We start from the raw sequence: 13810 nt of genomic DNA on the forward strand, positions 1-13810 counted from the left end.
CTTCTTTTTACCATCTTGCCATACTCTGTTAGTATAATATATAATTTAATACTTTTATAAGTATAGGCCACCACAACTTTATAGACAACATTTTTAAAATAAATTTTCAACTAACTTTACCACATTTCTCGCAGTTTGTTGGTTAACATCCAACTTAGGATTCACCTCAACAAATTCCGCTGAGCTTAATAATTTTGATTCGCGTATTGTTTTCATAGCAATAATTCCATCAGATAATGATACACCATCTGAACAAGGAGTACGAACACCAGGAACATAATTAGGATCTAATACATCCATATCAAAACTTAAATGAATCCCATCGCATTTTTTTCCTAAATAATCTAATACATCTATCATTACATTCTCTATACCCTTTCGGTTAATTTCTTTCATCGAAAAAACTTTTATGTCATGATTATCTATAAACTTTATTTCTCCCGGGTCTAATTCTCTAGTACCAACAAGGACTATATTTTTATGTTTAACTTTAGGACCTGAATATCCTACTTCCAAAAATCTAGGATAACCATACCCAAGGTTTACAGCTAAAGGCATTCCATATATATTCCCGCTAAGAGAGGTATCTGGTGTATTAAGGTCTGCATGGGCATCAAACCAAATAATTCCCAAATTATTATAATTTAAAGATATCCCTGCAATAGTTGCTATAGATATACTATGATCACCACCAATAATTAAAGGAAATTTATCAGTAGTACAAAAGTTTTTTACTTTGTTTGCTAATCGTTCAAATTCTTTAGTAACAATCCTAATGTCTAAAGAAACATTATTAAAATCATTTAAGTAATCAACTAATTCTACATCTGAATCCCAATCTCCTTCATCATACACATTATATCCTTTACATTCAAGTCCTCTGATTAGACCTGCTTTTCTTATAGCATCTGGACCATTATTTGCTCCTCGCTTATAAATACCTAAATCTACTTTGATTCCTAAAACTGATATATCATTATTCATCTGATACCTCCAACAATGTTTTTCACTAATTCTTTATGCTTTTTACTTATATCTTTTAATGTATTCCCAACAATTATCCTAAACACACAGGGTAACCTATCTACTTTTAGCTTACCCAACTAGTCTATATCTGTTTTATTGAAATAAATAAGAGTAGCAGTTAAAGATATAATGAAGACTCCAATAATAATTAGCCAACTTATTAGAATTGGGTATTCTGACTGCTGATTATTCATTGTCATTGAACCAGGGATACCCCAGGGATATAAGGCTATATATTTTGAGTTCGCTATAATCAAAGTAGCTAGAGTAGCAAATATACTGAAGGCAATTGATGGTATATAAGTTCTAAATAAAATAGTGATCAGCGTTATGACTGGTGTTAATAAATAGAGTAAAAAACCGGTGAAGATATATTTTTTAAAGAATAACAGTAATATATTGGTCTGAAAACCCTCAAATCCCCCTATAAATCCTAATAAAATAACCATAAAAAAGGAATAAATCATTATTATTTCAATCCAGACTATTAGAATAAATAATTTACTCAAAACTAACTGTGTCCGTCCAACTGGAATCGTTAATAGATTTTTAAGGGTGTCTTCCTCAAATTCCCTGTTAAACAAATAGGTGGTGATTAAAGCAAAAAGCATTGTACCAACTAAAAAAGCGACAAATATATGTGTCTGATCTAAAAAACTCTCTATAGTAAGAGTTCGTGCCGGGTTTTGCTGGTGGCGGGCAAGTAGCATAAAAAAGGTCAATAACGGAGATACAATCCCTCCCAGCAGACTGAGCAAAAACATCCTGGACTTTTTCATCTTTAATATTTCAGTATATACTAAACTATTCAATTACCTCACCCCCTGTTAATTTAACAAAATAATCTTCCAGATTATCTTCACTAAGTTTAATTTTGCTTACTTCAATATCTTCATTAACTAAGACTTTATTAATCCTGGCTACCTTATCATGGTCTGTATATATTCTAATAGTCTCTTCTGGATAAACCTCATAATCTTCTATACCAAATTCATTTTCCAACAGCAGCGTAGTCCGGGCATCATCAGATACCTTCAGTTCAATATATCTCCTATTCTTCTTTCTTAATTCTTCAAAATTAATCTCTTCCACCAGACGTCCTTGATGAATTACCCCGATAGTATCAGCTAACTGTTCAACCTCACTTAAGATATGGCTGGACATAAAAATAGTAATTCTCTTTTTCTCAGCCAAGGTCTTGATAAATTTCCTTATCTCCTTTATTCCTACCGGGTCTAAACCATTTGTTGGCTCATCTAGAATTAAAAGTTCAGGATCATGCAGTATCGCCCTGGCTATTCCCAGCCTCTGTTTCATTCCCAGGGAATAATTTCCTACTGCTTTATTTCTTTCTTTATAAAGCCCAACTATATTTAATACTTCTTTGATAGCATCTTTTTTCTTGATACCTATCAAGGTAGCATTTATCTTAAGATTATCCACTGCCGAAAGATTATTATAAAATCCTGAAAATTCAATGGTAGACCCAATCCTTTTTAAGATTTCTCTTTTATTTGCTGAAAAATCTTCCCCAAATATTTTGATTTCTCCTTCACTTGGTCTGATTAAACCTAACAACATCCTAATGGTCGTTGTTTTCCCAGCCCCATTACGTCCTAAAAAGCCATATATTTCTCCAGGTCCTACTGTTATATTAATCCTATCTACCGCTTTCTGGAGACCATAATGTTTGGAAAGGTTTATAGTTTCAATTATTCTATCCATATTTGATACCTCCTCTTTTACTGTCTCCATTATATAATAATAAATTTTACATTGTACTTAATAATTCCTTAAGATTTTCTTAAGAAGAAATTTAAATTACCTAGATTTGTCAGATTCCCAGAAAATATAATTTAAAAACCGTTTTTTCCCCAGGAATACTCTCCAAACCAATCTTACCTCGATGCTCTTGACTAGAATATATCATACCTAGATTAAATAATCTATACTGAACAAATGTAAAAATGCCCTTTTAATTCCATAGCACTACACATACACTATATCATTTATCTAGGATGGTATTGTAGATAATGTACCAGAGATTTAAGAAGTTCATGAGGCTTAGGGGGCGAGTAAGCGGGGCTTTACAACTTCATATATTATATATTCTTAATTTAGAGTATTTTTTCTACATTTAGTTTTAGTAAATAAGATTTTTAAAAGGCTATAACATGATCCACATAAATTCACTTTTAATAAAATAAATTATCTCAATAACTATCAGCTTAGTATAATAATTATACTAGGAGGTTGTTTATGAGAAGAATAATACAATTTATAGAGTTTAAACCAAACTTTTTTACTTTCATTTAACTCTTTTCTTAATTTCTTTATTTCTGTATCTTTTTTATCTGTATCAATTATTTCAGTCATAATTTTATATTTTACTACAGAACTATTTGTATTACTTAAAACTTTTTCTGCTATATTATTAATATCTGTCATTATATCACCTTTTATTTTTTCCCAAAATTAAATGAATCACTTATTCTAGTTATATCAAGCCCCTAGAAAAGTTACTAATATTACTGTAAATAGTATATTTAATAATTTCATGATACGTCCCCTACACTCAAGAAATTATCGGTTTAGTGCCCCTTTTAGTGCTAGTATAATGTCTTCTCCATTATTCTCACAGTTTAAATACCCTATTGATATACTAGGTTTTGTTTTCCCGTGAAAATCACTACCACAAGTTAAGAGCAATTTATGCCTTAGTGCAAATTCTTTATAAAATAACATTTGTTTTTTACTATGGTAACTACTATAAACTTCTATCCCTTTAATACCACAGCTAATAATAGCTTCTAGTAAAGCACCATTTTCTTTAATGTTGTTTCCAGGATGTGCTAAAACAGGTATGCCTCCATTTTCTTCTATAACTTTAATTGCTTCTTGTAATTTTATAAATTTTACTTCAGCATAGGCTGGTTTACCCTGGGCACAATAATCCCAATAAAAATTAACATAAGGGTTATCACTTCTAGAACCATGTTCATAATAAGACTTGAGTAGTGGGTTAGTATGTTCCTTATCAAATTGCATAGCAGCTTCAGCAATCATTTCACCAGTAACTATACCGTTCTTAGACAAGTCTGCAATTATTTCATCTGAAAAATCTATCCCTAATTCCCGAATCAATTTTATACGTTTCTGGGAAGCAGTTTGTTCTTGTAGTATAATATTTTTTTCAATTTCATTAAATATTGAGCTTTGATAGTCTATCCCATAGCCTATCACATGCAGGTTAACGGTATCAATAATACAATCCAATTCTACTGCTGGAATTATTTCAATATCTTTATCTTTACAATACAATTTTGCTTCATGTATGGCTTTTACACAATTGTGGTCTGCAATAGAAAAATACTTTATTTTTCTTTCTAAGCATTGATCAACTAATACTTTAGGTTCAAATTCCCCATCATTACTGTAGGCTGAATGAATATGCAAATCTATATAACTCATCTTTAACCTCCGTATCTTATTTTTAAAATCTAACGTCATCTCCGACTTTAACCTTGGTTCAACCCCCTAATATAGGATTCATCCTTTAATAATTTGGGTTATTATTAATACAAAAATGGTGTTTTATACCCAGAACAAGCTGTAGCTATTTTAGATAACAATTTTTTCACAAAATACGCAAATATAAACTCTATGATAATATTACCGAAATAAGTTCACTAATACAATAAATTTATAATGTTCCCGTATTTCGGTAATGTTTCTATATATAAACACATTTAGTTTTTAGCTTTTTTTATCTACTCATATATTCTATAAAACTATAAAATAATCCTGCCCTAATAGCAGTTTTTTCTAATTTATGTTATTTCAAAAAAAAAGAGACAATTCAATGTCTCCATAGCATTTCATTAATTTATTCAGTTGTATTTATTTATACTCAGTCGCAAACTTTCTGATTCCCAACACAATTAAAGATCCAGTTCTTCAACCATTTCAGCATTTTCTATAATAAACTCCCGGCGGAGGCTAGCATTTGAGCCCATTAAATGAGTAAATACCTCATCTGCTTCAATTTCGTCATCAATTTCAATTAGCTGTAACTTCCTCTTTTCTGGGTCCATGGTTGTCTCATATAACTGCTTAGGATTCATTTCACCAAGACCTTTATACCGTTGAATGGAAATTTTTTTCTCTGGATTTTCCTGTTTGAAGTTGACTAATTCCTGATCAGAATATAGATATTGTTCATCACTCCTCCAGGATACTTTATACAAAGGGGGTTGGGCCAGGTATACATGACTGTTCTCAACCAGTTCAGGCATATAGCGATAAAACAATGTTAAGATTAAAGTAGCAATATGAGCACCATCTACATCTGCATCTGTCATAATAATAATCTTATGATACCTTAGTTTACTTATATTAAACTCTTCTCCAACACCAGTACCTAGAGCAGTAATAATTGTTACAATCTCATTATTATTAAGAATTTTATCCAATCTTGCCCTTTCAACATTTAATATTTTACCTTTTAGAGGTAAAATGGCCTGAAAATGCCTGTTACGTCCCTGTTTAGCTGAACCTCCGGCAGAATCCCCCTCAACAATAAATATCTCACTTTCTTCTGGTTTTCTACTGGCACAATCAGCCAGTTTCCCAGGGAGGGAATTACTGTTTAAGGCATTTTTTCTTCTGGTTAGTTCTCTGGCTTTTTTAGAGGCTTTACGGGCCCTTACTGCCTGCAGGGCTTTATCAACAATTGTTTTCCCTACCTCTGGATTAGAATCAAGATATAGGCTTAGATATTCATACACAGAACTCTCAACAATGCTCCTTAATTCACTATTACCAAGCTTGGTTTTCGTTTGACCTTCAAACTGTGGATCTGGTAATTTAACATTAATAATAGCCGTAATACCTTCACGAACATCATTACCATTTAGTGTTGAATCTTTTTGCTTGATGAGTTTATTATTTCTGGCAAAATTATTTATAGCCTTTGTCAGTGCTGTTTTAAACCCGGTTACATGATAACCACCATCAATAGTATGTATATTATTAGCATAGGAAAAAATCCTTTCTGAATATCCATCATTATACTGTATTCCCATTTCAATATAATAATCATCTATCTTTTCTTCCTGATAGATAACCTGTTTATTTATCACATTCCGATTTTTATTTAAATATTCTACAAAAGCCCTGATCCCACCATCATACTGATATTTTTCCTCTTTAGGTTCTTCCTCTCTATTATCTTTTAAAATCAGGGTTAATTCTTTATTTAAAAAAGCTGATTCCTGAAAACGATGTGCCAATGTTTCGAACTTAAATTCAACAAGTTCAAATATTTCTGAATCAGGCATAAAAGTGATAGTTGTTCCACTATAATTAACACTGCCCTCTTTAGTTAATTCAGTAACCGGTAGTCCTCTTTCATAACGCTGGATATATTTATTGCCATTCCAACAGGTAGTCAATTCTAACCACTCTGATAAGGCATTTACTACTGAGACACCTACACCATGTAGACCACCAGATACTTTATAACTATTACTATCAAATTTACCTCCAGCATGTAATGTCGTCAAAACAATCTGAGCAGCTGGCAATCCTGTATCTGGATGAATATCAGCAGGAATCCCACGTCCATTATCCTGTACAGTCACACTATTATCTTCATTAACAGTTATTGTAATCTGATTACCATGACCAGCCAGAAATTCATCAATACTATTATCTACCACTTCCCAGACAAGGTGATGTAATCCTTTAATACCTGTACTTCCTATATACATTCCAGGTCTCTTTCTTACTGCTTCTAATCCCTCAAGTATTTGGATTTGTTTTGCATCATATACCTGTTCCTCAAACAATGACATGTCTTACACCTTCCTTCTTCAATCTATTATAACAAAAGAGATAATATTTTACCACCATTTAAATGGTTTTGTTTGACGTAGTCCATAATATATGGAATAATAGATATTGTAAATAATTATAATACATAGTGTTATATTTTGAAAGGAGTAATTTATATGACAGAAAAGATTACCCCCATAGCTATTGAAGATAAAATGCGGGAGTCTTACCTAAACTATTCTTTAAGTGTTATTGCCTCCAGGGCCCTCCCGGATGTCAGAGATGGGTTAAAACCTGTTCATAGGCGCATACTTTATGCTGCCCGTGAAATAAGCCTTTTTTATAACAAACCCCACAAGAAATCTGCCAGGGTAGTTGGTGAAGTACTTGGTAAATATCATCCTCATGGTGATGCAGCAGTATATGCTGCTATGGTTAGAATGGCACAGCATTTTAATCAGAGGTATCAATTAATAGATGGTCACGGTAATTTTGGGTCAATAGATGGTGATAGTGCCGCAGCCATGCGCTATACTGAAGTTAGATTAACTGAGTTGGCCGAAAGTATCCTCTCTGATATCAATCTTAATACTGTTGATTTTACTGATAATTTTGATGGTTCACTACAGGAACCTGTTATTTTACCCTCTAGAATCCCTAATCTACTGGTTAATGGTGCCAGTGGTATTGCTGTTGGCATGAGTACAGATATACCGCCACATAACATCAATGAAACAATCGATGCCTTACTCCACCTCTTAAAACACCCTAATGCCAGATTAGAAACACTGATGAAGTACTTACCTGGACCAGATTTTCCTACAGGGGCCCAGATTATGGGCAATAATGGCATTATTGATGCTTATAAAACCGGCAAAGGTAAAATTATCCTGAGAGCTAAAACTAAAATAGAGAAAAAAGGTAAAAAAACAAATATAATTATTACTGAAATACCCTACCAATTAAATAAATCTCGTTTAATTGAAGAAATTGCTGATCTTGTCAATAGTGGTAAAATTGATGGTATCTCTGACCTCCGAGATGAAACTGACCAGGAAGGCATCAGAGTTGTTATTGAATTAAAGGCTAATACAGATACTGAACTAATTTTAAATAGGCTATATAAATATTCCTCAATGCAGACCTCTTATCGCATCAATATGTTAGCACTGGTTGGCCAGAAACCACTTACAATGAATCTAAGGACAATCTTACAACATTTTATTGACTTTCGACGCAAAGTTATTACCAGAAGAACCAAACACAAACTTGAAAAAGCAACTATGAGACACCATATTTTAGAAGGGCTTATTAAGGCTATTGACAAAATGGATCTCGTAATATCTATCATTAGAAACTCTCAATCAACCAGTGAAGCAAGGAAAAATCTAATTAATAAGCTGAAGATAAGCCAAGAACAGGCAACTGCTATCCTGGAAATGCAGCTTCAGCGCCTGGTAGGTATGGAAACAGAGAAATTACTGGCTGAAGCCAAAGATTTAGCTGTTGATATAAAAACATATCAAGCCATACTGAATAATCAAGATAAGCTGGATGATTTATTGAAGGACGAATTAAATGAAACAAAAAATAGATTTAGTGATAAAAGAAGGACAGAAATAATAGCCGATGAAAAGAAAGCCCAGATTTCTGAAGAAGACCTTATTAAAGATAAAGATGCTATTATAACTTTTTCCTACCGTCAGAACATAAAACGAACAAATTCTAAAGAATATGCCAGAACCAGTAAAAAAGATTATATTACTACAGTATTAAAAGGCAGCAGCCTGGATCCCCTTCTATTCTTTACTAATACTGGTGATGTCTATACTATTCCTATCCATAACATTGAAGAACACCACGGTCTATCTACAGGAGAAAGCATTAAGAAATATTTAAAAATCCCTCTAAAAGAAAAGATTGTTAATATTATTTGTCTAAATGAAGAAATCAAACAGCAGTACATTACAATTACTACCAAAAATGGAATGGTTAAAAAGACAGCCGCCAAAGAATATTTTACAAACTATAATTCAATAAAAGCCATTAATCTTAAGAAAAAAGATGAAGTTGTTGATGTCTTTATAAGTGATGGGAATCAGGAAATAATGCTGGCTACAAAAGCCGGCCAAACCATTAGATTTAATGAAAAATCTGTAAATGATACAGGCAGAAATACCATGGGTAAAATTGGTATCAAACTTGAAAAAAACGATAGCATTGTTAGTTCCAATCTACTCAATGATAATGACTTTATTATAGCTATTTCAACAAGTGGGAAAGCCAAAAGAACAGCAATTAAAGAATATAAAGTTCAAAAACGTAATGGAAAAGGTCTTAAAACCTGTGGTTCTAAAATTCATCAGATGTCTGCTGTTTTAAGTGTCCCCCAAGATAAATATATTTTAATCGTTAGCAGTGATGAAAGATTATTTCCAGTAACTGTTAAAGATATAACCGAAACACAGCGTGATGGTAACATGTTTCAGTTAATTGACCTTAATGAAAATGAAGAAATTACTGGGGCATATATATTACCTGTTTATAATGAAAATAATCCTGAATAATTTCAAAAAGGACTATTGCATCTCTAGGCAATAGTCCTTTATTATATTCGTTTATTTTATTTAGCAAATACATGATTACCAATAACTACAGTTTTTTCCCTGGTAGATAACCACCATAATGTCTCAGCTGTTTTCGGGTTATAGAAAAAGAGAGCACCCCTTGAAGGGTCTTTCCCATTTATAGCATCTCTAGCTGCCCGGTATGCCGTATCATTAGGTCTAAGATTAATCTGTCCATCTGTTACTGACGTAAATTGCCCGGGTTGATATACCACATCTGTTATAGTATCTGGAAAACCAGGGTTTTTTACCCTGTTTATAACAACCGCTCCAACGGCAACCTGCCCTTCATAAACCTCTCCTCTTGCCTCAGCATAAATAACCTTAGCCAACATGTCTATCTCATTACTATCATAGTCAGGATTATCTATATCTATCCTGACACTACCCTTCCCTGAATCACTTGATTGAGCAATTTTAGATAGAATAATTAATAATAAAGCAATCCCCATCCCACGATAAACATCATTATTTTCAATAGAGGCTTTTACTGTTTGATAAGTAGTTATAGGAGGTATTACGGGAATAATAGCATAAAACATAAGTAAGATTAAAGTTAAAATACTTATCTGTCTTAAATATTTCTGAAACATATCCTTACCTCCATTAGTTAGCAACTAATAACAATAATAAAGCAATTCCACCGATAGCATAGATTGTTTTATCCGAATTGTTTTTCTTACTTTCCAGTTCTTTTATTTCACTATTTTTATCAGTGATTTCACCTTTTAGGCTGTTAACTTCCCTTTGTAGTGAATTTATCCGGGCCTGATTAACTGATATATTATCTTTCAATTGCTGTATTGTATCATTAGTTGACTGTAATTTCATATCTTCTAGACGGCTCAATCTTTCATTCATATCCCCTTCTAGCTCGGCCATTTTTGTACGTAGGTCCTGTAACTCCTCTTCCAGTGTTTTTATCTTAATAATGTTATCAATAATTTTTGAAACATCATTTTCTAGATTACTTACACGAACATCTACTTTTTTAACACTATTATTTAAACCAGCTATATCAACATCCTTTATCTCTGTCATAAATTCATCCTGAATTATATTTTTCTTTTGTAATTTTTCAATCTGTTCTTGAAAAGCGTCCCCACGTACAGCAAGGTCTACTAATTCATCCTGAAATTCAACAGATAATTTTCTAATTAAATTCATATCTTCTTTATTAACCTTTGTTCCAGCAGAATTTAGTCCTTCCAGCATTCGGGCCAGAATCTCCGCTAATTGATAACGTGAAACCTTGTCCTGTCCTCTAAAGGTTCCATCTTCATGTAATGACAATAATCCTGCATCAACAAGTTTTTTGACACTTTGATATGCCCAGTGGTCAGCAGACACATCCTTAAAACCATCAGCCCTGACAAAAAACGGAATAAACAGTATAAAAACCATCATTAAAACTATAATTCTCTTCATTATTCTCTCCTCCAAATTTAGAAATTAAGATCCCTGGTAATAACCTCAGATTCTTCATTGTCAATAATAAAAGTGGAATCACCCCAGCTTATTTGATGATTACTTTTCTTTAAAACCTTGAAATGTAAAGTCGCTAATGTCCCTCTATCTATCTCAGTTGGGATTATTTCACTAAGATGGATAATACCTTTTTTGCTGGTATCAGGTTTATCAAAAGGTAAAAGTTTATTATCTTTCAAGAAAATATTACCACGTGAAACATGAACTAACTTCAAATACTCAGGGTCATAATTAATAATTGAATCAAGTAAATCAAGCCCCTGGATGTTTTCGCCAACAATATCAATACTTATATAATCCCCCTCTTCTATCTCTTCATATTCATTTAGATTGAGATAAAAATAAGGGTCTAACACAGGAATATCTAAGTCATCAAACCTGTCAATTTTTTGATAACCATGTAATCCTCTATTATCTATTGCTACAGGGAGTTTGCCATCAACTTCCAGGGCTTTAATCTTCCAATTTACCTTGATTTCTTGCCCTGCTTCCAAATTACCAGGATATTTTCTAGCCCTCTCTTTAGTGGCCAACAGTAACCCTGGCGGCAGAAATAGTTCAGTAGAAAGATCATAAAGGGTAGAACCCCCTACATTTTTAAAAACAGCCTGAATATCAAACGGATTAGGAACAAGGCGTCCATTATCTACACTCAATTTATCAATTAAATTAAGGCTAGTTTTAAGCTGTGGTGGGCCAACAAAAATAATCTCCCTCTTAACCTGATTAGAATCCGTATTATCTGCCTCAACTTTAACTGTATACTGAGTTTCTGGAGGTAATGATTGATCATCGTTATCAGCAACATACCAGATAAGCTGTACTATCTCCCCTGCCTCCATATCACCAATCTTTTTCTCTTTATCATCAACATTCAGACTATCAGTGATATCTAAATTAACTCTTACATTTTTAGCTGTAATCTCTGAAGTGTTTTCAATATAGGCTATGATTGGGAATGTTTTATCAGGTCTATCAAATGTTACTTCTGCTGGTGAAGTTACACCTAAAGAAATAAGACCAGGTACAATCGTAATACCCCCTAAACCATATCTTGTGATATAGGTCTTTGTCTCACCTGGTTTTATCATCTCTGGTACCCAGTACATAGCTATAGCACTATCAATCTCAAACTCACCCTTACGTAAAAACTCTTCACCTGGGTTAAAATCAAAATCCCATACCCCATCAGCTAAACTACCCCAGTCAGCCAGATAAACCTTATCAGGGGAGGTAACACCAGGACCAGTAAAAGTACCCTGTGAAGTAACTGTTGGATTACTTATACTATCAAAGGCCTGCCAGAACTCTGGCAATTGTTTTTTATAATAAAGCCTATCACTTACTACTGCATCCTTACCAATGCGGAATGGAGCACCATCATTTTGACCTAACATTGTATCAAGCATTATTCTCAAACCAACTTTTTCATTACCATTACCTAGATTCTCAACTCTGTATTTAATCTGAACAGCATCATATAAACCAGTAGTTGAACTCTTTACAATGCTTAGAATTTGTTCAACCTTAATACTGTCTTTAATCATTATTTCGGTATGAATACCATCATCTAATAAGTAAGGTTTTTTAATTAGTTCACCATATTTACCTGATTTTCCAGCTCGGCGTCCTGATTCCCCTCCAAATACATACTTTTCATTATTCAACCAGATACTGGTATATGATGTCCATGGTTTAGGTCTTCCGTAAATAAGGGGTTTATTATTATCATTATTACGGAAAGGAGCACCACCGGTAGTTTCTATAGCAAAACGGCCCATCCCATTTTCATCCATATTTACTACAATAACAATATAATCATTACCAAGCCGGAGATTATTGTATTGGTCTATTTCATCAAAGTTATCTCCTTGTCCAATTGCTGTAATAGTAGTGATAAATAATAATATTAAAATTGATAATGTTAAACAAACCCCTTTTCTCACATTCTCACCTCAGTTCATCTTAATTTATAATATAGATATTTTAGCTATTCAAACTCAAGATTTTGCAATTCTACACTAACATGGGAATTATTGTTTTCATCCATATTGTAATTTATTATAATTTCAATAGTATATGCTTGTTGATAATCTTTAAAACTCCATCCCCGTTCCACAGTTAAACCTGCAATCCGGTCCATTTGTTCTATACCAGAGGATTTAATAAGTTCCATTTCTGTAATTTCTCCAGAGGTATTAACCTTGACCTTATAAATAACAGTACCTGTCAAGGCTTTACTAACTAAATCCTTAGGATAAGCTGGTGTTGGAGCACCAATTACCAGATCCCCGGCAGTAGGTGGTGGAGGTGGTGGTGGTTCTTCAACATGATTTCCTTCAACATTTCCAGACTGACTACTACCATTAACTTGCTCATTTGTCCCAGATGCCCCCTCCCCTTTATTGCCATCAACCTCAACCTCCATATCACTATTTTCACTACTTAAGACTTCTGGCTCAGGTTCTGGCTCTGGTTCAGGTTCTGGCTCTGGTTCAGGTTCAGGTTCAGGTTCAGGTTCTGGTTCTGGTTCAGGCTCTGGTTCAGGTTCTGGTTCAGGCTCTGGTTCAGGTTCTGGTTCAGGTTCAGGCTCTGGTTCAGGTTCAGCTTGTTTAATATTTGTCCTACTTTCTTCAACTGTACTCCTATCATCAGTAATAGTTGAAGGTGTCCTGTATTCAATACGCTGAACAAAACTAAATTCCCTCTTTTGTCCATCATTTCCCATAACACCTAAATTCCCGTAGGGAAAAACAATTAATAAAAGAAGGTGAAATACAATTGATAAAATTAGATATACTATTAAACGGTCCGGATCCTTTTGATAACGCATA

At 33.3% G+C, this 13810-nt stretch carries 11 protein-coding genes; 1 reads left to right on the forward strand and 10 read right to left on the reverse strand.

The genetic code is table 11. From position 1 onward, the window contains the following. Window positions 1–93: 93 nt before the first annotated feature. The 6 genes from rocF to gyrB all read right to left on the reverse strand — a co-directional run bounded on the left by rocF (window position 94) and on the right by gyrB (window position 6881). Window positions 94–984: an arginase gene (rocF, locus tag GM661_RS10170; protein WP_230866763.1), complete on the reverse strand. Its 891-nt coding sequence runs from the start codon at window positions 982–984 to the stop codon at window positions 94–96. Window positions 985–1103: 119 nt separating this feature from the next. Continuing rightward, complete coding sequence (locus tag GM661_RS10175) at window positions 1104–1838, reverse strand: ABC transporter permease (RefSeq protein WP_230866764.1); 735 nt, start codon at window positions 1836–1838, stop codon at window positions 1104–1106. Continuing rightward, entirely contained in the window at window positions 1831–2751 is a 921-nt protein-coding gene (locus GM661_RS10180; RefSeq protein ID WP_230866765.1) for an ABC transporter ATP-binding protein, read from the reverse strand. Before GM661_RS10180 ends, GM661_RS10175 begins: the two co-directional genes overlap by 8 nt. 498 nt (window positions 2752–3249) lie before the next feature. Beyond that, on the reverse strand, window positions 3250–3474 hold the full coding sequence (locus tag GM661_RS10185; protein WP_230866766.1) for a hypothetical protein: 225 nt from the start codon (window positions 3472–3474) through the stop codon (window positions 3250–3252). 135 nt (window positions 3475–3609) lie between these two features. After that, window positions 3610–4497, reverse strand: a complete 888-nt coding sequence (locus GM661_RS10190) for a PHP domain-containing protein (protein ID WP_230866767.1) — start codon at window positions 4495–4497, stop codon at window positions 3610–3612. Window positions 4498–4967: 470 nt separating this feature from the next. Then, on the reverse strand, window positions 4968–6881 hold the full coding sequence (gene gyrB / locus GM661_RS10195; protein ID WP_230866768.1) for a DNA topoisomerase (ATP-hydrolyzing) subunit B: 1914 nt from the start codon (window positions 6879–6881) through the stop codon (window positions 4968–4970). A gap of 156 nt (window positions 6882–7037) precedes the next feature. Between gyrB and gyrA the strand changes: the two genes are divergently transcribed. Beyond that, the gene (gene gyrA / locus GM661_RS10200; RefSeq protein ID WP_230866769.1) at window positions 7038–9428 is read left to right on the forward strand and encodes a DNA gyrase subunit A; all 2391 of its coding nucleotides are present in this window, start codon (window positions 7038–7040) and stop codon (window positions 9426–9428) included. Between the two features lie 56 nt (window positions 9429–9484). Here gyrA and GM661_RS10205 read toward each other — a convergent pair whose 3' ends face one another. From GM661_RS10205 to GM661_RS10220, 4 genes are read right to left on the reverse strand one after another with little or no spacing between them, the layout of a single operon-like run. After that, a complete protein-coding gene (locus GM661_RS10205; RefSeq protein WP_230866770.1) occupies window positions 9485–10081 on the reverse strand; it encodes a cell wall hydrolase in 597 nt (198 codons plus the stop codon). Window positions 10082–10094: 13 nt separating this feature from the next. Next, entirely contained in the window at window positions 10095–10916 is an 822-nt protein-coding gene (locus GM661_RS10210; protein WP_230866771.1) for an S-layer homology domain-containing protein, read from the reverse strand. Between the two features lie 17 nt (window positions 10917–10933). After that, window positions 10934–12922 (reverse strand): cohesin domain-containing protein, encoded by a 1989-nt coding sequence (locus GM661_RS10215; protein ID WP_230866772.1) that lies wholly within the window; start codon window positions 12920–12922, stop codon window positions 10934–10936. A 44-nt stretch (window positions 12923–12966) separates the two neighbouring features. After that, entirely contained in the window at window positions 12967–13809 is an 843-nt protein-coding gene (locus GM661_RS10220; protein ID WP_230866773.1) for a TonB family protein, read from the reverse strand. Window position 13810 lies beyond the last annotated feature (1 nt).

The organism is Iocasia fonsfrigidae (genome assembly GCF_017751145.1).
Classification (GTDB): Bacteria; Bacillota; Halanaerobiia; order Halanaerobiales; family DTU029; genus Iocasia; species Iocasia fonsfrigidae.

Coding starts and splice junctions, on each gene's coding strand:
- GM661_RS10220 (WP_230866773.1), bottom strand. CDS start 13,809: ATGCGTTATCAAAAGGATCCGGACCGTTTAATAGTATATCTAATTTTA.
- GM661_RS10185 (WP_230866766.1), bottom strand. CDS start 3,474: ATGACAGATATTAATAATATAGCAGAAAAAGTTTTAAGTAATACAAAT.
- GM661_RS10205 (WP_230866770.1), bottom strand. CDS start 10,081: ATGTTTCAGAAATATTTAAGACAGATAAGTATTTTAACTTTAATCTTA.
- GM661_RS10210 (WP_230866771.1), bottom strand. CDS start 10,916: ATGAAGAGAATTATAGTTTTAATGATGGTTTTTATACTGTTTATTCCG.
- gyrB (WP_230866768.1), bottom strand. CDS start 6,881: ATGTCATTGTTTGAGGAACAGGTATATGATGCAAAACAAATCCAAATA.
- GM661_RS10190 (WP_230866767.1), bottom strand. CDS start 4,497: ATGAGTTATATAGATTTGCATATTCATTCAGCCTACAGTAATGATGGG.
- GM661_RS10180 (WP_230866765.1), bottom strand. CDS start 2,751: ATGGATAGAATAATTGAAACTATAAACCTTTCCAAACATTATGGTCTC.
- rocF (WP_230866763.1), bottom strand. CDS start 984: ATGAATAATGATATATCAGTTTTAGGAATCAAAGTAGATTTAGGTATT.
- gyrA (WP_230866769.1), top strand. CDS start 7,038: ATGACAGAAAAGATTACCCCCATAGCTATTGAAGATAAAATGCGGGAG.